Raw genomic sequence first — 19,061 nt, forward strand, 5'->3', positions numbered from 1 at the left:
CGTCAGGGCCGCACGGTCTCGGCCCGTCCGCGAGCGGCTCAGCCGCAGCCCTCGAACTGGGGGACGGTCGTCGTGACGTTCAGGCCCGTCGAGCCGAACCACCGTTTGAGCAGGGTGGCGGCGGTGCCGTCCTGGTACATCTCGGTGATCGCCTTGTTGACGTCCTCGCACCCGCCGATGTCCCCGGGACGCAGCCCGACGCCGTACTTCTCGTCCGAGAAGGGGGCGTTGACGAAGCGGACCTGGTTGCCCCGCTGCGCCGCGAAGCCGGCGAGGATGAGGTCGTCGGTGGAGATGGCGTCGACCGTCCCCGAGGTCAGGTCGTCCAGGCACTGGCCGTACGTGGACGCCGGCACCAGCTGGGCCTGGATCTTGCGCTCCTGCGTGACACGCTGCCAGGAGACCGAGCCGGCGACCTGGCACAGCCGTTTGCCGCGCAGGTCCCGGACGTTCCGCACGGTCGTGTCGGTGCCGCGCACGAGGATGTCCTGGTGGGCGACGTAGTACGGGCCGCCGAAGACGACCTGGGTCTTGCGCTGCTGCGTGATGGAGTAGCTGGCCACGACCATGTCGACGTCGCCGGCGCGCAGCGCGCCCTCCCGCTGGCCGCTGGCCAGCGGCTTGAACGTCACGTGCTTCGCGCCGAGCCGCTTGGCGATGTCGCGGGCGACGTCGACGTCGAAGCCCTTGTAGGCGCCGTACCCGTCGCGGAAGCCGAGGCCCGGCTGGTCCTTGGACACGCCGATGACGAGGTGGTCCTTTCCGCTGACCGACGGCGTCGCGCCGCCGGCCACCCCGCAGCCGGCCGCCGCCAGCAGCGTCAGCGCCAGGGCGTGCCCTAGGCCGATTCGACGTAGTCGCATGTGCTGCGCTCCCTTACCGGTACTCGGACAGCCGCGGCCGGACCCCGGCGAGGATGAGGATGATGAGGAGGACGGCCGCGCCGGGGAGGACGATGTTCCAGCCGCGCAGGCCGTGGTCACCGGCGCTGATCGCCTTGTCGAAGGCGCGACCGTGCAGGTTCTTGAGGGAGACGAGCGCCGTGTCGTAGTCGCCGAAGTCGCCGGTGCCGGCGTTCAGCTTGGCCGAGAGGGCCCCGCGGCGGTCGCCGCCGGTCGCCAGCTGCCGGATGTTCCGGTCGTTCGCCTGGACCTTCTGGTATCCCGACAGCACCTTCCGCAGCGCCTCCTGCTGACCGGGCAGCGTGACGTGGTGGGCCTCGGTGCCGAAGAAGCCGAGGAAGTCGCTTCCCCCGATCTTCTCGTCGACAAGGGTGTAGTACTTGTCGAGGTTGCCCGCGGGGACGTACATGATCGCCAGCGACTTGTCCAGGTAGACCTGTTCGTACGTGTCGGCGCGGCCGGGGTCGAGCAGGTAGCGGGCCTCGTCCGCGTGGGCGCTGTTGCTGATCGCCCGGGCCCGCGACAGCGCGAGCACCGAGTCGAAGCCGTCCTCCTTGGCCGTCCGCAGGCGTCCCGCCTCGCTCGACAGGAGTGCCACGCTCACCACGACGAGCACCAGGGTGCCGACCGTGGCCAGGGCGAGGAACGGGTTGACCAGCCGGCGGAACCGCCGGATGAAGTACCACTGCACGCCGGCGAGGACGACGATGAGCAGCAGGCCCGTGAGCACGACCCAGATGCGCCCGTTCAGCACCGCCGACCGCTTCGCCTCGTACGTGCGGCGCACCTTCGTGCCGTTGTCCAGCGTCAGGTTGTACGCCTTGGGCAGCACGTCCAGCTTCATCAGGTCGGTCGCCTGGCGGTACAGGGCGGTGACGGCGGCCGGAGGGGGCCCGGCGGCGTGGTTCGACTGCTCGTCGGTCTGCAGCGCCTGTCCGGCCAGCCGTTCGTAGCGGCCGAGCGCGTCCAGCATCTCCTGCGCGGTGCGCTGCTCCGTCGCGTCCGTGCCCGCCAGCCGCGAGCCCTGCAGCAGCGCGCGGTTCGCCTCGGAGCGGCGCTGCTCGTACGTCCGGAGCGCCGCCGCCCGCCGGTCGGCCAGGCCGCGGTCACCGCCGATGAGCAGGGCGTCGGCGAGCTGGGCGTCCATGTCGCTGAGCGCGAAGTACAGGTCGCCGGTGGCGACCACCTGCGGACCGGCGTCGTGCCCGATAACCCGCAGCCCGTCGCGGGCGTCCTGCACGGTCAGCGTGGTGACGAGGACGACGACGAGCACCGCCAGGGCGGCGACGGCGGCCAGGGCGCGGATGCGTCCCGGCATCGTGCGGATCCGCAGCCGCCCGGGGACCCGTGCCCGCCGGGCCGGGGAGGACGGGGGATTCGTCGTGATCGTCACCGCAGCCTCCGCAGCGTGATGGTGGTCCAGACGCCCACGTGCACCCGGTCGCCGTCGCGCAGCGGAACCTCCACGTTGACGGGGATGGGCGTGTCGCCCTCGTTGACCGTCGTGCCGTTGGTGGACCCCGGGTCGACCAGCGTCCAGGTGCCGTCGGGCTTGGCGAGCAGCACCGCGTGGGTGTGCGAGACCCCAGGGTCGGCGGGCGTCTCGCTCAGGTCGATCTCCGGCGTGATGCCCCGCGAGACACTCTTCCGCCCGATCCGGACCTCCTCCCCGCTGAGGGGGATGCGCCGCGACGGGCAGTACGGCGGGAAGGCGAAGTCCTCGCCCTCGGTCACGACCCGGTCGTAGTACTCCTGGTCGGCGATGACGACGGCCGCCCAGTCGGTCGCGGGCGGCTCGGGCGCGGGCGCCTTGTCGGGCGCCCAGTCCCGCGTGACGGGATCCTCCTCGTCCGGATCCCCGGCCGCCGGAGCGGGTGGCGGCGGGGGAGGCGGGGGAGGCGGGGGAGGCGTCGGCCGGCCGCCGCCGACCGCGTAGTCGTACCCGCAGTCCTCACAGAAGCGCCCGGTACGGGACGTGCCGCAGTCGGGGCACCGTTCCCCGGCCGCGGGCGCGGGCGCCGCCGCGGCGGGCGCCGCCGCGGCCGTGGCCGGCGCCTCGCCGATGTCGGCGCCGCACACGTCGCAGTAGTCGGTGGCGGTCGAGCTGTGCCCGGCCGGACAGGTCGCCATGCTCAGCCCTCGCCCCGGCGCGTCCGTACGGTCTTGGTCGAGCGGGTGTCCAGCGACATCTCGTCCGCCTTGTCGACGTCCTTCTTCAGCCGGACCCGCCCGGTCGCCGGGTCGTCGACGTCGACGACCTTCCCGAGGAGGCCGGCGATCGCCTCGTTGCCCGACTCGTGGGCCAGCGCGACGGCCCGGCCGAGCCGCGCGGTCGCCGTGTCCAGGTCGCCGTCCTTGCGGGCCTGCAGGCCGACCTGGATGTTCTCGGCGAGCTCGGCCTGGCCGGTGTAGTGCGCGACCTTCGGGTTGATCCGGGTGGACTGGGCCTCGTCCTCGGTCCACTCGGCCAGCACGTTGCCGCTGGAGACCACCTGGTCACCGAGCATCAGCCTGACCCACGCGACCCGTTTCGCCCGCTCCCCGACCACGCCGGGGGGCACCTCGACGGAGATGTGGTAGTCGCGGCTCTCGGTGCCCCACGCGCCGAGCGGGTAGTCACCGGACCGCTCGTCCACGTCGGTGCGCCGCCCGGTGAGGTCTTCCATGCTCGGCAGCACCTGCTTGACGAACCGCAGCTTGGCGTTCTGCGGCGTCCACACCCGCAGCGCGACGTCCGCGACGGCCTTGCCCATCGCAGCCTCGGTCATCGCGCGGAAGTCGGCCTCGAGGGCCTCCGGGCTGGCCACCATGTCCAGGCTGCCCAGCAGCGCGGACGCGACCTTCCGCAGCTCGGCGACCTCCCAGTCGGTGCCCACCCCGCGGCAGTCGCAGACGAACCGGCCGACGGCCGCGGCCACCGCCTGATCGAGCTGCTCCGGCGTCTCATGCTGGTTCTTGCCGTCGGTCAGCAGGATCGCGTGCCGGATGCCCTCCGGGTGCTTGGCGAACAGCCGCCCGGCCAGGCTCAGCCAGGCCCCCATCGCGGTGCCGCCCGTCGCCGTCAACCGGCTCAGCGCGGCCTTGGCCTCGGCGCGGGTCTGCGCGTTGGCGGGGATCAGCTCCTCGGCCCGCGGGTACACCATCGTGGCGCGGCTCGACCCGGAAACGACCGCGAACTTCACCCCGTCGCGCAGCGTGTCCACCGCGGCCTGTGCCGCCTTGACGGCCGAGATCATCTTGTTCCGCGGGTAGTCCATCGACCCGGAGGTGTCGATGATGATGACCTCGGCGGCGGACGCCCCGGTGCCGGCGCCGACCGGGGCCCCGGTCGACTCGACCGTGACGATCGCGTGGACCTCCTGGCCGCCCTGCGGCAGGTACTTGTTCTGGTCGACCCGGATGCTGAAGTCCGGCTGTTCACTCATTGTGCGTGCTCCTGTGTGAAGGGGATCACCACGACGGTGATGTTGTCGCGCCCTCCGGCGTCCAACGCGAGGCGTACGAGATGCCGGGCCCCGGTCAGCGGATCCGCGGCGGGCAGGATGGAGGCCAGCCGCGTCGCCTCCGGGTAGTAGTTCCACAGGCCGTCGCTGCACAGCAGCAGCGTGCCGGGCCCCTCCGGGACGAAAGCCGTGATGTGCTGCTCGATCTCGCCCGCGTCCGCGCCGAGCCAGGCGACGATGGCATGGGCGTTCGGGTGGGCCTGCGCCTCGGCCTCGGTCAGCGCCCCGTGCGCGACCATCTCGGCGGCCCACGAGTCGTCGGCGGTGAGCTGCCGGGAGGCGTCCCCGGCGAGCCAGTACGCGCGGCTGTCCCCGACCCAGCCGATCGTGACGCCGCTCGGTCCGGCGTACGCGGAGACGTACGTGCAGGCGGGCGCGTCGTGCGGGGACTCGGCGAGCGCCGTGACCGCCTCGACCGCCCGGGTCAGCGCCGTGCGCGTCGCGGTCTCGGGGTCGTCGCCGGCCGCGAGCCGCTCGGTGAGCGTCTTCAGGCCCGTGTCGGCGGCGGCCTGGGAGGCCGCCTGCGGCAGGGGAGAGGTCGACACGCCGTCGCAGACCACCGCCGCGATGCCCTCGCCCGCCACGGTCAGGGCCATCGCGTCCTCGTTGCGGCTGTGCCGCAGGCCCCGGTCGGTCACGCCCGCGGCGACGCCCGCCTCCGTCTCGATGTGGTCGCGGTCACCGGGCCGCAGCGCCCCGCAGCCCTCGCAGTAGCCGTCCTCGCTGAACGAGGTGGAGCCGCACTCCGCGCACGCCCCATTCGGGGCCGGGACGGGCTCACCGGTCAGGGACCGGCCGCACGCCTCGCAGAACGCCTCGCCGGCGAAGACCTCACTGCCGCACCCCGGGCAGCTCTCCGGTGCGCCCACGGTCAGACCACCGTCAGCGGGCGTACGGCGTTGGCCCGGTCGATCAGCTCGTGCCGCTCGGCACGGTCGGTGGTCAGGCGGGCGAGCGTCCGGTAGGTCTCCTCGAGCTTGCGGCGCAGCCCCGACTCGGTGAGCGGCGTGCCCAGCACCGTGCCGGCGCCGCCCCCGGAGGCCCGCGCCCGGCCGAGGGCCGCCTCCAGCACTTCCAGGGCGAGCAGCCCGTGGCGTCCGGGATCGAGGTTCAGCGCGGCCAGCCGGGCGCCCGCGCCGGTCAGGTCCGCCTCCGCGATCTCGCCGGGGTCCCGGTCGCGTACGGCCGTGGCCACCGCGGAGATCTGCGCGGCGATGTGGTGGCTGGAGATCCTGGGAACCGAGTCGAGCGCCTGGAGCGCGCCGGCGCGGTCCCCGAGAGCGAGCCGCGCCCGGGCCAGGCCGTAGCACGCGGTGACGTACCCGTGGTCGGTGCGCCACACGGTCTCGTGCAGGACCGCCGCGCCCGCCGGGTCGCCGAGCAGCTCGCGGCAGTACGCCAGGCCGAGCTTGGGCGCCGCCTCGCCCGGCATCAGGGAGTACAGCTCGTCGAAGAGGCCCGCCGCCTCCGTGACGTTCCCGGCGGCCAGAACGGCGACCGCGCGGTACCAGCCCACCCGCCAGTCCTCCTGTGGCAGCGCGTCCAGTACCGCGTGCGCTTCCGCCGTGTCGCCGAGTTCGATACGCACCCGGGCGAGTGTCAGGTCGACCTCCGGCGTACGCGTGGGCGCGCTCGCCAGGGCGTCGGCGAGCCGCTGCGGCTCCAGCGCGGTCAGACCGGCGAGGAAGCCGGCGGCGGGGTCGGCCGAGTTGACGAGCGGCGCCGGCAGGGTCGCAGCGGCGTCCGCCGGGCGGAGCGGCTCGAACACGTCCCCTGCCGTGAACCGCTCCATTCCGAACTGCGTCGACGCGGCCGGGCGCGCCTGGCCGTCCCCGGCGGACAGGACCTCGCGGAGCACCCCGGTGAGCTGGTCCGCCATGTCGGAGGCGTCCTGGAACCGGAAGCCCGGGTCGCGGTCAGTGGCACGGCGGAGCAGCCGGTCGTACGACTCGTGCCGGGCGAGCACCGGCACCTCCTCGCGCGGCGGCAGGCTCGCCTCCCACTTGCCGGTGTAGCCCTTGAACGGGAAGCTCAGCACGGCGAGCGTCCGGCCCACGGTGTACAGGTCCGAGCTGATCGAGGGACCCTCGTCAGCGATCTCGGGCGCCTGGTAGCCGACCGTGCCGTAGATCGCGCCGTCGACGTCGTCGACGCGGCGGACGCCGCCGAGGTCGATGAGCTTGAGCTGCTCCTCGGACTGGATCGCGTTGTCCGGCTTGAAATCGCAGTACAGGACGCCGAGACCGTGCAGGTAGTCGAAGGCGCGCAGCACCTCGATGCCGTACGCGATCACCTGGGGGAGCGGCAGCGACGCGTCGGGGCCCTCGGCCTCGCGGCGATCCTTCAGGATGTCCTTCAGCGGCCGGCCGCCGACGTACTCCATGACGATGTAGCCGGAGCCGTCGTGCTGCACGAAGTTGTAGATCTTGACGATGTTCGGGTGCTCGACCTCGGCGAGGAACGCCCGCTCGGCCGTCGCCGCGGCCAGCGCGTCGGCGTCACCGGTGTCGAGCAGGCCCTTGAGCACCACCCACCGGTCGCTCACGTTCCGGTCGCGGGCCAGGTAGATCCAGCCGAGGCCGCCGTGCGCGAGGCAGCCGAGCACCTCGTACTGGCCGCCGACCAGGTCGCCCGCCTTCAGCTTCGGCGTGAACGAGAACCCGGTGCCGCACTTCGGACAGAAGCCGTCCGTACGGCCCGGCCGGTCGCCCCGGGACCGCCCCACCGGCTCGCCGCAGTTGCTGCAGTAGCGCTTGTTCTCCGCGACCATCGGATTCGCCATGATCGCCGACGCGGGGTCGCGGTACGGCACGCGCGGCACCTCGACCAGGCCCGCCCCGAGCATGCCGCGCCGTCGCGACGACGACCGCGACGATCCGGTACGGACGCTGCGGCTCGACGTGCTCCCGGTGATGCCCGTCCCGCGGCTGGCCCCGGTGACCGGCGCGGACCGCGCCGAGGCCCGAGTCGAGGCGGGGCTGGAAGCGGGGCTCGCCGAAGCGCCTCCGGCCGCCGGCTCCAGCCCGCACACGTCGCAGTACCCGTCCACGACCGTGCCGCCGCACCCCGGACTCGCGCAGCGGTCATCGGGCGCTGGGGACGGAGCCGGGACGGCGGCGGGCGCCGCCGTCGCCGCGGGGGCCGCGGCGGCCGTGCCGCAGACGTCGCAGTAGCCGCCTTCGATGGTGCCGGTACAGCCGGGCTGAGCGCAGCGGTCGTTCGCCGGTGCGGCGGCGCTGGGTGCCATACCGCATACGACGCAGTATCCGTCTTCCACGGTTCCGGCGCAGCCGGGCTGAGTGCAGTTCATTTTCGATCTCCGATCGCACGCTGGTACTCCGCCAGCGCGGCGGTGGCGCGCCGCAGGTCACAGGGGGAGGTCCAGAGCAGGTCGTGGGCCCGCTGGTAGAGGTCCGTCAGCCCGGGGTCCTCCGAGCCCCCGAGCCGCCCGGCCTTCGCCCGGTACGCGTCGAGCCGGCCGCGCAGCTCGTCTCGCCGCTCCAGGAGACCGGCGATGGTCCGCACGGTCGTCCGCGCCTGCTCGAGGGCGTTCGCCGCCGCCTCCTCGAGTTGGGTCACGCGCTCGGCGAGGTCGATCCACCGGCCCGGTACGGCGCCGAGCGCGGCCAGCCGGTCGGCCAGCGCCGCCGACGACTCCGGCAGGTCCGGCAGCATCGGCGACGCGATCTTCGCGAGGACCTGGTCGCGCACCCGCAGCGCCTCGTCCTCGGCGGCGCGGATCAGTCCGATGGTCTCCTCGATGCGTCGCAGCCGGACGTCGAACTCGGCCCGGACACGGACCGCCTCCTCCAGCCGTGACCGCAGCGCGCCCAGCGCGGCGTCGACGCCGTCGAAGGCGGCCGGGCGCATCGACAGCGGGTCCGTCCGGACGGTCTCGCGCAGCCCGTCGAGATCGCCCTTGAGCCGGTCGTACTCCGGATCCGATCCGAGGGAGTCGAGCAGCCCCTCCACCGTGCGGGCCGCCTCGGCGACCCGGTCCAGCCGGGTGAGCAGCGCCGACCAGGCGGTGTCCACCTCGGCGATCATCCGGGCCGCCTCCTCGTACAGCGCGGTCATCCGGGTCACCACGTCGTCGAGGGAGAGGCGTTCGGTGGACGGGCCGAGCAGCGTCCGCTTCTCGAGGGGGATCTGCGTGGCCAACTCGATGGACGGCCCGCGCAGCAGGCGCTCCAACTCGGCCAGCTCCGCGTCGTCAGGCTTCTTGCGCCGGGCCCGGATCTCCTCCGCCTGGCCGAGCACCCGCCCGTACGCCTCGAACAACCGCCACAGCGACGCCGTCCGGTCGCCCAGCTCGCTCCAGCGGTCGGCGGTGAGCCCGGTCAGCGGCGCGCCCTTGAGGAGCTTGTACCCCTGCTGCGCCTCCAGCTCGAACAGCCCGGACGTGATGCGGTCCCGCTCATCGCGCAGGCGGCCGAGGACACGGTCCACCTCGTCCCGGTTCAACGGCCCCCGCCCCAGTTCTAGCCCGCACGCGTGTTACCCCGGAAAGCGCGCTACGGGCGAATTTGTTATGTGTCGTCCGTTGTCGGCTGACTAGTTTTCACGAAAGGGCGGACCCCCACAAGCGATGAAACCGCACCGATACCTCGACCGGCCTGAGGCGGGCGGCGCGACCCCGCCGGGTGCGCCCGCCCGCACCACGGGAACGACGTCTGCCCACGGGCGACCGGAGCCTGCCAGAAGGTGGGCGCAACGCAGTTCCTCCGGTGGTCAGGACGGCCGCCGACTGGCGGAATGCCTAGGGCGTGTCCACCGGACACGCCCTACCCGTGGGCGGACAGATAGGAGCGCCAACCGCCGTACCCGGTGATGTCGACCGCATCCGGCAGGCCCTCGGGAGCGCAGAGGAACCCGGTGACCTCGCTGCCGTCGGCGAGCTCGACCCGCCCGAGGCCGAGCGGCCGGGGCACGTCCGCGAGCAGGGTGCCGAGACCCTCGGCGGGGAGCTCCCACACCTCCACCTCGATCTCCGCGCCGGCGTCGGCGACGCGGACGAGGCCGGGCTTGGGCGGGCTGGTCGCCAGCGCGTACAGCCGGTAGGCGGCCGCAGTGACGGTGGTCGCGACCAGCCGCGCGCCCCGAGACGTCAGCTCCGGGTTGAGGGGCTGGCCGCTGAGGTGCGCACCGACCACGGCCAGCCGGGCGGCGGGCCGCGCTGCGAGCAGGGCGGCGATCGCGGCGAGGTGGTCGTCGCTGCCGCCGCGTCCGAGCAACATGACGCCGAACGGGAGGCCGGCGACGGTTCCGAAGGGGACGGCGACGCCTGCCATGCCGAACAGGTTCGTGGCGTTGGTGAACCGGCCGAGGCGGCTGTTCGCGCCGACGGGATCGGCCGCGACCTGCGCGATCGTGGGATGCCCGGGGGCCGTGGGCAGCAGCAGCGCGTCCGCGTCGCCGAGTTCGGCGAAGGCGTGTTCGCGCAGCGACGCCAGCCGTTCCCGGTCGGCGAAGAGCCGGTGGGCCGGAACGTCGCGGGCGGCGCCGATGATGGCGCCGACCGTGGGGTCGAGATCGGGCGCGTCCTTCTCCAGCAGCGCGGTGACGACGTCGCCGACGGCGGTGTACCGCTCGGCGACGAACGCTCCCTGGTAGAGCAGCGCGGCCGCGTCGAGGAAGGGCGCGAGGTCGATGGGCAGCAACCGAGCGCCTGTGGCCGCGAGGCGGTCGGCGGCGGCCTCGAACGCCTCGGCCCAGCCCGGATCGAGCTCGCCGAGATCCCGGGTCGCCGGCACGGCGACCCGCCACGGGCCGGGCCGCCGGGGCGGCGTGGCGACCGGGCCGTCGGCCAGGAAGGACAGCGCGAACCGGGCCTCGTCGAGGGTGCGGGCGAACACGGTGACGCAGTCCAGGCTCCGGCAGGCCGGGACCACCCCTTCGGCGGGCACCAGGCCATAGGTCGGTTTCACGCCGACGACGCCGTTGAAGGCGGCCGGGACCCGCCCGGAACCGGCGGTGTCGGTGCCGAGCGCGAGGTCGGCGATGCCGAGGGCGACCGCGACCGCCGAGCCGGAGCTGGACCCGCCCGACACCCGTTCCGGGTCGATGGCGTTGCGGACCACGCCGTACGGGCTGCGGGTGCCGACCAGGCCGGTGGCGAACTGGTCGAGGTTGGTGGTGCCGAGGACGATCGCGCCGGCCGCTCGGAGCCGGGCCACCGCGGGCGCGTCCCGGTCCGGCAGGTAGGCGTACGAGGGGCAGCCCGCCGTGGTCGGCAGACCCGCAACGTCGATGTTGTTCTTCACCGCGACCACGGTCCCGGCCAGCGGAAGTCGCGGGTCGACCGCCCGGGCCTCGGCCTCCGTCTCCTCACGGGGCCGCAGGGTGATCCAGATCTCGGGCCGGTCCACCTCCGCGATCCGGTCGTACGCCCGCCTGACCCGCTCCAACGCGGTCTCACTCACCGTCCGCTCCTCTCAGCATGACGAGCGCCGAACCGGCCTCGACCTGATCGCCCGGCGCGACCAGTACCCGGTCCACCACTCCCGCGGCCGGGGCCAGGACGGCGGACTCCATCTTCATCGCCTCCAGGACGACCAGCCGCTGTCCCTCGGCGACCCGGTCCCCGGGCGCGACGGCCAGCTGCCAGACGCTCGCCGTGAACTCCGCCTCGACGACGCTCCCTCCGGGCGGCGGCTCGATGTCCTCGACCGGATCGGCCACGTCGGCCTCGTCGCCGCGGGTGAACTCGCCCGCGGCCTCCCACGCCGCGCGCTCGGCGGCGAACGCCGCGGCCTGCCGGGCGCGGAACCGCTCGATCGAGCCGGCGTTCGCCGCCAGGAACCGGCGGTACTCGGCGAGGGAGAACTCGCCCTCCTCGATCTTCAGGTCCAGCCGTCCCGCGGCCATGTCGGCGCGCAGCTCCCGGAGCTCATCGGCCGATACCGGGTACCACCGGATGCGGTCGAAGAACCGCAGCAGCCACGGGGCGCCCTCCTCGTAGGGCCCGCGCTGGTGCCAGGGCGACCAGACCTGGGTGGTGCGCCCCACCAGCTGGTAACCGCCCGGTCCCTCCATCCCGTAGACGCACAGGTACGCCCCGCCGATGCCGACGGAGTTCTCCGCGGTCCAGGTCCGGGCGGGGTTGTACTTGGTCGTGACCAGGCGATGCCGGGGGTCGAGCGGCGTGGCGACCGGCGCGCCCAGGTAGACGTCGCCCAGGCCGAGGACGAGGTACTCCGCGTCGAACACGATCCGGTGGACGTCATCGACGTCGTCGAGCCCGTTGACGCGGCGGATGAACTCGATGTTCCACGGGCACCAGGGGGCGTCGTCGCGCACCCCGGCCGTGTACCGGGCGATCGCCTCGGCGGTGGCGGGGTCGTCCCAGGACAGCGGAAGGTGGACGGTCCGGCTCGGCACGACCAGCTCGTCGGTCGCGGGCAGGCTCTCCTCGGCCTCGTGGAGGCTCGTCAGCAGCACGTCCTGGGGGAGCACGGCCGGATCGAGGTGGACCTGGAGCGAACGGATTCCGGGGGTGAGGTCGACGATCCCGGGCAGGTCGCGGGCCGCGACGGCCTCGGCGAGCGCGTGCACGCGCATCCGCAGCGCCAGGTCCAGCTCCATCGGCCCGTACTCGATGAGCAGGTTGTCGTCACCGCTGCGCCGGTAGGTGACCTCCGGCCGCCCGGCGGTCCCCGGCGACCGGGCCAGCACGCCGCCGTCGCCGGCTGTTCCCACCGGAGACGGGGCGGGGACGAACCGTACGGTGTCGCCGGGCCTGAGCTGACCGAGCTTCCAGCGTTCGCCGGTGACGACCGTCGCGGGGCAGACGAACCCGCCCAGCGACGGGCCGTCGGGCCCCAGAATGACCGGCATGTCGCCGGTGAAGTCCACCGCGCCGACGGCGTACGGGGTGTCGTGGATGTTGGACGGGTGCAGTCCGGCCTCGCCGCCGTCCGGGCGGGCCCACCGCGGTTTCGGCCCGACCAGCCGTACGCCGGTGCGCGCCGAGTTGTGGTGGACCTTCCAGCGTGCCGCGTAGAACTCCCGGATGTCGTCGGCGGTGAAGAACTCCGCGTCCGCGTGCGGCCCCTCGACGACCCCGAGCGCCCACTCGCCGGCGAAGACGGGGCGTTCGGCGGCCGGGACCGGCGCGCCGGGTCGCTCCAGGCCCCCGTGCAGGACGTCTCCGGTCCGCAGCGCGCGTCCGCCGTGGCCGCCGAACCCGCCGAGGGTGAAGGTGGCGGCGCTGCCGAGGAACGGCGGGACGTCGACGCCGCCGGCGACCAGCAGGTAGGTCCGCATCCCGGCCGAGGGAGCGCCGATGTCCAGGACCGCCCCGGCGGGGACGGTGACCGGCTCCCACTGCGGGACCGTGACGCCGTCCACGGTGACCGCGGCCGGTGCGCCGGTGACGCACACCGTGGTGGCGTGGGAGAACCGGAGGGCCGGTCCTTTCAGCGTGCACTCCAGGCCGGGCGTGCCCGGCGCGTTGCCGACGGCGACGTTGCCCAGCCGGAACGACCGGTCGTCCATCGGTCCGGACGGCGGGACGCCCACCTGCCAGTAGCCGGTCCGGCCGGGCCAGTCCTGCACGGTGGTCAGCAGGCCCCCGCGGACCACCTCGATCCGCCGGGAGCCGTCGGAGATCTCCGCCAGCGTCGCGGTGTCGTGGACGGCGGCCGTGACCCTGTCGTCCCGGAGGGCCGCGCGCAGCAGGCCGAGATTGGTCTCGACGCCGTCGAGCCGGGTGGCGTCCAGCGCCGCGCGCAGCTTCGCCAGGGCCCGCGCGCGGTCGGCGCCGTGGGCGACCACCTTGGCGAGCATCGGGTCGTAGGAGGTGGTGACCTCGGTGCCGTTCTCGACCCAGGTGTCGACCCGGACGTCGCCGGTGAACTCCACCCGGGTCAGCAGGCCGGCGCTCGGCCGGTGGTCCTTGCCGGGATCCTCGGCGTAGACGCGGACCTCGACGGCGTGACCGCGCGGGCGCGGGGCCCCGGCCCGTACGAGCGACCGGTCGCCCTGGGCGAGCCGCAGCATCCACTCGACCAGATCGATCCCGTAGATCGCCTCCGTCACCGGGTGTTCGACCTGCAGCCGCGTGTTGACCTCCAGGAAGTAGGGCCGCTCTCGGACCGGGTCGTAGATGAACTCCACGGTGCCCGCCGACCGGTAGCCGACGGAGGCGCACAGCGTGGCGGCGCTGTCGGCCAGCAGGTCGCGCACGCGCGGCGGCAGCCCGGGCGCGGGCGCCTCCTCCAGGACCTTCTGGTGGCGACGTTGCAGGGAGCAGTCCCGGTCGCCGAACGTCAGCACCCGGCCGAGGCCGTCCCCGAACACCTGGACCTCGACGTGGCGGGCGCCGTCCACCAGGCGTTCGAGGAAGACGCCGTCGGTGCCGAACCCGGCCGCGGCGACCCGGCGGACGCTCTCCCAGGCCTCGGCGAGCTCGGCCTCGCCACGGCAGGCCCGCATGCCGATGCCGCCGCCACCGCCGGTCGCCTTCAGCATCACCGGGTAGCCGATCTCGCGGGCGGCGGTGACGGCGGCGTCCAGGTCGGCCAGCAGCCCGGTGCCGGGCAGGAGCGGCACGGACGCCGCCTCGGCCGCCGCCCGCGCGGTGTGCTTGGAGCCGAACAGCTCGATCTGGTGGGGAGTCGGCCCGACGAACGCGAGTCCGGCGTCCTCCACCATGCGGGCGAAGGCGGCGTCCTCGGACAGGAACCCGTAGCCGGGATGGACGGCGTCGGCGCCGCTGTCGATGGCCGCTTGCAGCACTTTGGCGGCGTCGAGATAGCTGTCCCGGGCGGGGGCAGGGCCGAGCCGCACCGCGTGGTCGGCGAGGGCGACGTGGGCGGAGCCGCGGTCGGCGTCGGAGTAGACGGCGACGGTGGCCAGGCCCAGCCGCCGCGCCGTGCGGATGATCCGGACGGCGATCTCGCCCCGGTTGGCGACGAGCAGGGTGTCGATCACTGGACCGCCATCCTCACCGGCGTCGGGTCGAACCCGTTGCAGGGGTTGTTGATCTGCGGGCAGTTGGAGACCAGCACGAGGACGTCGGTCTCGGCGCGCAACGTCACCGTGAGGCCGGGCGCGGAGATCCCGTCGACGATCCCCAGCGTTCCGTCGGCCTCGACCGGGACGTTCATGAACCAGTTGATGTTGCTCACCAGGTCCCGCTTGCCGAGGCCGTGCCGTGCGCCCTCGGCGAGGAAGTTGTCCACGCAGGCATGCTGGGACCAGGTGTGGTGGCCGTACCGCAGGGTGTTGGACTCCTTGGAACAGGCGCCGCCGACCGTGTCGTGCCGGCCGCAGGTGTCCTCGGTCACCGTCATCAGCGGGGTGTGCTCGTTGGACAGCAGGACGCTTCCGGTGGTGAGGAAGACGCCGCCCTGGGCGTGGACCGTATCCTGAGCGCTGTAGCGGATCGCGGAGTCGTGGGCGTCGTAGATCAGGCAGTCGACGGCCTGGTTGCCGCCCAGGTCGGTGATGGTGAGCGTCCGTCCCGCCGGGACCGTCCCCGACCAGGGGGCGCGGGCGGGGACGACGTCGTCGCGGATGGTCACTGGATCCCCTGGGCGGTGAGGTGGTCGGCGGTGTTGGCGAAGGCGCGGCGGCCCTCGGGCGTGGCGTTCCACAACGCGTCGTCCGGTGACGTCGGCCGGCCGGGCCGGGCGGTGACCTCCAGCGGCGTGCAGACGTACTCGGGGCGCGGGTCGATGGGGTGGGCGGCGTTGGCGACGAGGACGGTGACCGGCATCTCGGCGCGGAGCGTCACGGTGGCGCCGGCCCCGCCCGACCCCGTGAACTCCAGCCGCCCGGTCTCCGGGTCGACCCGGACGCCCTGGAAGAAGGACAGGGACGGGGGGAGGTCGCGGGGTTCCAGGCCGTGCTTGGCGGCCGCCAGCTTGAACAGCTCACGCCCGGCGGGCGAACCGCCCTGGGGCGAGCCGTCGCCGTACCGCTCGGTGTTGCGCCGCAGCGTGGAGACGCCGCACATCGTGTCCACCGGCGCGGTCGAGGAGACGATGGAGGCCAGGACACGCCCCTGGTCGGACAGCAGCAGGTGCCCCTCGCCCGGATAGGCGTTCCACAAAACCTTGACGGTGTCGGCGACGTTCAGCCGCTCCCAGGGACGGTCGGTGACATAGAGGAGCAGGTGCGCGCAGGCGTCTCCGGCGACGTCGACGAGCCGCAGCTCGGTGCCGCGCGCCAGCGCCTTGTGGGTGTAGTTCCCGCCCGCGACCGTCTCGGCCCACGTCAGGCCGGAAGGAGGCGGGACCTGGGGCATCGTGTCGGTCTTCGCGCCCTCCTGGGCCCGGGCGTGGGCACGCGCGCCGTACGTCGTCGCTGTCGCCATCGTGTCTCCCGACGTCGAATATCTGTCGTGCGATAGAAATTAGGTGCGCGGTGTTTCCCGGGTACGGCCGCCGCGTTTCCGTCCTGTTACCGCCGAGCGCGTGCCACGGGTCGCCGATCGACCGGCGGGCGCCGGTCGGTGGCCTCCGTGCGAGGATTCAGCCGTGAGTGCGCCCCGAAGAGTCGGCCGGCCCCGGGCCGTCGCCACACCCCCGTCCGGACTCACTCCCCGCGAGGAGGTGCTCGCGGCGGCGGCGGAGCTGTTCACCGGGCAGGGGTACGCCGCGACGACGACGCGCGAGGTCGCCGAGCGCGCCGGGATCCGGCAGGCGTCGATCTACCACTACTTCAAGGGCAAGGAGGAGATTCTCGCCTCCCTGCTGGAGAGCACGGTCCGTCCGTCGCTGGAGGCCGCCCGCGCCCTCATGGACGCGCCCGCCCCCGCCGAGGCCCGGCTGTGGGCGCTCTGCGTGCGCGACGTTCGCCTGCTGTGCTCGGGGCCGCACAACCTGGGCGTGCTCTACCTGCTCCCGGAGGCGGAGCGGTTCGCGCGCTTCCAGGAGCTGCGCGACGCGCTCAAGGATGCCTACGCCGGCCTGCTGGCGCGCACCGCCGTCGCGAGCACCCTCACCGAGGACGAGCTGGCTCTGCGCGCCAGGCTGATCTTCTCCCTGGTGGAGGGCGTCATCCTGATCCGCAGGGACGCCTCCGCCCTCCCGGTCGAACAGGTGGCGGAGGCGACCGCGGACGCCGCGCTACGCGTCGGCGGCGTCCCCGACGACGACCTTCCCCACCTGCGGGAGCTCGGCCGCCCGCTGCTCTGACCGTCCGGACCACCACCGGTACGCCGCGCCGAGGGCCACCGCGCCGATCAGGAACAGCACGGTGAACCACTGGAAATACCAGCGGCCGCTGGCCGGCGCGTACACGGCCTTCCGAGGCCAGGCCAGATTGACGGCCATCCCGACGCCGTAGACGACGGCCAGGACGTTCACCGGCAACCCCCACCGGCCGAGCGAGAACAGCGGCCTTCCGCGCTCGTCCTCTCCGGCGGGAGCACCGCCGCGCCAGGCGCCGCGCAGCCGCTGCGCCAGCAGCGGACCCGTGACCATCGCGTACGCGACGTAGAGCAGCACGATGCAGGTCGTGCCGATGGCCAGGAAGGCGTCCGGCGACGCGAAGTTGATCGCCACGATCACCGCCGAGAGCACCCCGGTGACCAGCGCGGGACCGGTCGGCATGCCGGTCCGGGGCGAGATCCGCGCGAGCAGCCGCGAACCGGGCACCACGCCGTCGCGCGCCATCGAGAACAGCATCCGCGTCGCGGCCGTCTGGATGGCCAGGGTCGCGACCGAGATGGCCACCACCACGTCGGCGAGAAGCAACTTGCCGACCCAGTCGCCCAGCCGGCTCGTCAGCACGTACGACAGTCCATCGGTGGCCAGCTTGCCGTCCGTCAGGCTTGGCGCGGCGAGCAGTCCCGCGAGGATGATCAGGCCGCCCAGGACTCCGGCGGCGCCGAGCGCGGTGAGGATGGTGCGGGGCGCGACGGCCCGCGGGCTGCGCGTCTCCTCGCTCATCTCCCCGGCGCTGTCGAAGCCGATCAGCACGTACGCCGCGGCGAAGGCGGCGACCAGCAGCGCGCCGAACGCGCTGCCCGGCACCCCGGTGTGGAAGGTGACGGTCGGCGCGTGCTCGGCGTGCGTGAGCAACAGCACGACGATCAGGGTCGCCCCGACGATCTCGGCGGTCACGCCGATGACGTTGATCCGGGACATGATCTTGATGTCGAGCAGGTTCACGATCGTCGTGCCCGTGAGGAGGATGACGCCGAGGACGGCGGCGTTCCCGGCGCCGTCGGCCGAGACCGGGGACGGGTCATGGCCGACGAGCTGGAACCCTGACCAGATGGCCGGCAGCACCACCTGCAGCGCCAGCGCCGCCGCGGCGACGACGACGATCTGTCCCAGGATCATGATCCAGCCCGCGAACCAGCCGAAGGTGGCGTGACCCAGCCGGCTGGACCACTGATAGATCGCCCCGGAGATCGGGTACCGCGCAGCCAGCTCCGCGAAGCAGAGGGCCACGAGGAACTGCCCGGCCAGGACGACGGGCCAGGTCCAGAAGAACGCGGGCCCGCCGAAGGCGTATCCGAGACCGAAGAACTGGAAGACGGTGGTCAGCACCGAGATGAAGGAGAAGCCCGCGGCGAACGAGGCGTACCTCCCCATGCTCCGGTGCAGCTGCTGCCGATAACCGAACGCCTGGAGCGTGCCTTCGTCGCCCGGAGGAGGATCGGAGACGGTGGAGGGATCCATGAGTGCCATGCGGGCTCCCGGGGAGTAATTCCTGTCGGTTGACAGATAGATACGGATCGCCCGTTTCCCGCGTGTGTCATGGCTGTGCCCGTGCCGTAAAAAGGTCCTACCGCAGATCGAGCCCGCACCCCGTCGGGCGAGGTCGCCGGCGTGCCGCTCAGGCGGGCTTGTGACGCTGGTAGTGGCGCGCGACGCGGGCCCGGTTGCCGCAGCGGGCCGCCGAGCACCAGCGGCGGCGCGGGTGGGCGGGCAGGAACAGCATCACGCAGTCCTCGGCCTCGCACTCGCGGACCTTCCCGACCGCCGGGTCGGCGAGGAGTTCCGCGGCGGCCTCCGCCAGCCAGGCCGCCAGGCGAACCCCGGCTGAGCCGGTACGGCGGCGGGCGGCGATGACCGACGAACCGTCCCAGGCGAGTTCGCGGATGGCGGGCGCGGCGCGCTGCGCGTCGTTGAGGGTGTCGAGCGCGGCCGCGGGAGGACGCTCGCTTCGCCGGGCGTGGTCGATCGCGACGCCGGCGGCGTCCCGTACGGCGTGGACGGCCGCCACGTCGGCGGCGGTCAGGCCCGCTGCCTCGTGCGCGGGCGGGTCGGGGAGCCGGTCGGCCTCCAGTTCCAGCCAGGCGCGCAGGTCGGCGGGGGAATCGAGCAGGTCCGCGTCGTAGGGCCGCGTGTTGACCAGGTCGAGCGCCAGCGGCTCACCGGTCAAGGGGACGAGATCGCTCATGCCCTAATGCTAAGCATCCGTGTCAATGCGTTAGCCGTCTTCTGGGGCCACGCGAGTGCAGCCCTTAAGACAAAGTTCATCCGGATATCAGAAAGTCTCTTGCGGATGACTTTCAGGCCGTAATCGACGGGCGGCGCCGAACATTCCGTTATGCCGACGTACGGTTTCTGTATCGGCGCTGTAGCGAGCTCTCGGCCAAAACAAGTGCAATCCGCCGAAGGCAACGATCTGTGACGATGCGATAGCCATGTGATCATGCCCTTGGCCTGCAATAACGTGAGGTTATTATCGGCTA

15 protein-coding genes are annotated in these 19,061 nt (G+C 73.1%); 2 read left to right on the forward strand and 13 right to left on the reverse strand.

What is annotated here, in order from left to right:
• Positions 1 to 38 precede the first annotated feature (38 nt).
• From ABEA24_RS21205 to ABEA24_RS21230, 6 genes are read right to left on the reverse strand one after another with little or no spacing between them, the layout of a single operon-like run.
• Positions 39 to 863 carry a glutamate ABC transporter substrate-binding protein gene (locus tag ABEA24_RS21205; protein ID WP_345432686.1) on the reverse strand — a complete coding sequence of 275 codons (825 nt, stop codon included), beginning with the start codon at positions 861 to 863 and terminating at the stop codon, positions 39 to 41.
• 13 nt (positions 864 to 876) lie between these two features.
• Positions 877 to 2,295, reverse strand: coding sequence for a hypothetical protein (locus tag ABEA24_RS21210; RefSeq protein ID WP_345432687.1), 1,419 nt, complete (start codon positions 2,293 to 2,295; stop codon positions 877 to 879).
• A complete protein-coding gene (locus tag ABEA24_RS21215; protein WP_345432688.1) occupies positions 2,292 to 3,032 on the reverse strand; it encodes an FHA domain-containing protein in 741 nt (246 codons plus the stop codon). The genes ABEA24_RS21210 and ABEA24_RS21215 overlap by 4 nt, the downstream gene beginning before the upstream one ends.
• 2 nt (positions 3,033 to 3,034) lie before the next feature.
• Positions 3,035 to 4,327, reverse strand: a complete 1,293-nt coding sequence (locus ABEA24_RS21220; RefSeq protein ID WP_345432689.1) for a vWA domain-containing protein — start codon at positions 4,325 to 4,327, stop codon at positions 3,035 to 3,037.
• On the reverse strand, positions 4,324 to 5,274 hold the full coding sequence (locus ABEA24_RS21225; protein WP_345432690.1) for a protein phosphatase 2C domain-containing protein: 951 nt from the start codon (positions 5,272 to 5,274) through the stop codon (positions 4,324 to 4,326). The genes ABEA24_RS21220 and ABEA24_RS21225 overlap by 4 nt, the downstream gene beginning before the upstream one ends.
• Before the next feature lie 2 nt (positions 5,275 to 5,276).
• Positions 5,277 to 7,250 (reverse strand): serine/threonine-protein kinase, encoded by a 1,974-nt coding sequence (locus tag ABEA24_RS21230; RefSeq protein WP_425551210.1) that lies wholly within the window; start codon positions 7,248 to 7,250, stop codon positions 5,277 to 5,279.
• Between ABEA24_RS21230 and ABEA24_RS53600 the strand changes: the two genes are divergently transcribed.
• Positions 7,186 to 7,578, forward strand: a complete 393-nt coding sequence (locus tag ABEA24_RS53600) for a hypothetical protein (RefSeq protein ID WP_425551217.1) — start codon at positions 7,186 to 7,188, stop codon at positions 7,576 to 7,578. The genes ABEA24_RS21230 and ABEA24_RS53600 overlap by 65 nt on opposite strands.
• A gap of 133 nt (positions 7,579 to 7,711) precedes the next feature.
• On the opposite strand, the gene ABEA24_RS21235 is transcribed toward ABEA24_RS53600, so the two are convergent.
• From ABEA24_RS21235 to ABEA24_RS21255, 5 genes are all read right to left on the reverse strand, one after another.
• Positions 7,712 to 8,869 (reverse strand): hypothetical protein, encoded by a 1,158-nt coding sequence (locus tag ABEA24_RS21235; protein WP_345432692.1) that lies wholly within the window; start codon positions 8,867 to 8,869, stop codon positions 7,712 to 7,714.
• A gap of 320 nt (positions 8,870 to 9,189) precedes the next feature.
• Positions 9,190 to 10,827 carry an allophanate hydrolase gene (gene atzF, locus ABEA24_RS21240; RefSeq protein WP_345432693.1) on the reverse strand — a complete coding sequence of 546 codons (1,638 nt, stop codon included), beginning with the start codon at positions 10,825 to 10,827 and terminating at the stop codon, positions 9,190 to 9,192.
• The gene (locus tag ABEA24_RS21245; protein WP_345432694.1) at positions 10,820 to 14,338 is read right to left on the reverse strand and encodes a 5-oxoprolinase/urea amidolyase family protein; all 3,519 of its coding nucleotides are present in this window, start codon (positions 14,336 to 14,338) and stop codon (positions 10,820 to 10,822) included. The genes atzF and ABEA24_RS21245 overlap by 8 nt, the downstream gene beginning before the upstream one ends.
• Positions 14,335 to 14,931: an urea amidolyase associated protein UAAP2 gene (locus tag ABEA24_RS21250; RefSeq protein ID WP_345432695.1), complete on the reverse strand. Its 597-nt coding sequence runs from the start codon at positions 14,929 to 14,931 to the stop codon at positions 14,335 to 14,337. The genes ABEA24_RS21245 and ABEA24_RS21250 overlap by 4 nt, the downstream gene beginning before the upstream one ends.
• Entirely contained in the window at positions 14,928 to 15,725 is a 798-nt protein-coding gene (locus tag ABEA24_RS21255; RefSeq protein ID WP_345432696.1) for an urea amidolyase associated protein UAAP1, read from the reverse strand. The genes ABEA24_RS21250 and ABEA24_RS21255 overlap by 4 nt, the downstream gene beginning before the upstream one ends.
• A 163-nt stretch (positions 15,726 to 15,888) precedes the next feature.
• On the opposite strand from ABEA24_RS21255, the gene ABEA24_RS21260 reads away from it, so the two are divergent.
• Entirely contained in the window at positions 15,889 to 16,548 is a 660-nt protein-coding gene (locus ABEA24_RS21260) for a TetR/AcrR family transcriptional regulator (RefSeq protein ID WP_345432697.1), read from the forward strand.
• Here the strand turns inward: ABEA24_RS21260 and ABEA24_RS21265 are convergent.
• Both ABEA24_RS21265 and ABEA24_RS21270 read right to left on the reverse strand, forming a co-directional pair.
• A complete protein-coding gene (locus ABEA24_RS21265; protein ID WP_345432698.1) occupies positions 16,480 to 18,051 on the reverse strand; it encodes an amino acid permease in 1,572 nt (523 codons plus the stop codon). The genes ABEA24_RS21260 and ABEA24_RS21265 overlap by 69 nt on opposite strands.
• Before the next feature lie 148 nt (positions 18,052 to 18,199).
• A complete protein-coding gene (locus ABEA24_RS21270) occupies positions 18,200 to 18,766 on the reverse strand; it encodes a CGNR zinc finger domain-containing protein (RefSeq protein ID WP_345432699.1) in 567 nt (188 codons plus the stop codon).
• Between the last annotated feature and the right edge of the window lie 295 nt (positions 18,767 to 19,061).

Origin of the sequence: Actinoallomurus vinaceus (assembly GCF_039542055.1) — a bacterium.
Lineage (GTDB): Bacteria > Actinomycetota > Actinomycetes > Streptosporangiales > Streptosporangiaceae > Actinoallomurus > Actinoallomurus vinaceus.

Coding starts and splice junctions, on each gene's coding strand:
- ABEA24_RS21230 (WP_425551210.1), bottom strand. CDS start 7,250: ATGCTCGGGGCGGGCCTGGTCGAGGTGCCGCGCGTGCCGTACCGCGAC.
- ABEA24_RS21265 (WP_345432698.1), bottom strand. CDS start 18,051: ATGGCACTCATGGATCCCTCCACCGTCTCCGATCCTCCTCCGGGCGAC.
- ABEA24_RS21220 (WP_345432689.1), bottom strand. CDS start 4,327: ATGAGTGAACAGCCGGACTTCAGCATCCGGGTCGACCAGAACAAGTAC.
- ABEA24_RS21255 (WP_345432696.1), bottom strand. CDS start 15,725: ATGGCGACAGCGACGACGTACGGCGCGCGTGCCCACGCCCGGGCCCAG.
- ABEA24_RS21205 (WP_345432686.1), bottom strand. CDS start 863: ATGCGACTACGTCGAATCGGCCTAGGGCACGCCCTGGCGCTGACGCTG.
- ABEA24_RS21270 (WP_345432699.1), bottom strand. CDS start 18,766: ATGAGCGATCTCGTCCCCTTGACCGGTGAGCCGCTGGCGCTCGACCTG.
- ABEA24_RS21215 (WP_345432688.1), bottom strand. CDS start 3,032: ATGGCGACCTGTCCGGCCGGGCACAGCTCGACCGCCACCGACTACTGC.
- ABEA24_RS53600 (WP_425551217.1), top strand. CDS start 7,186: ATGATCGCCGACGCGGGGTCGCGGTACGGCACGCGCGGCACCTCGACC.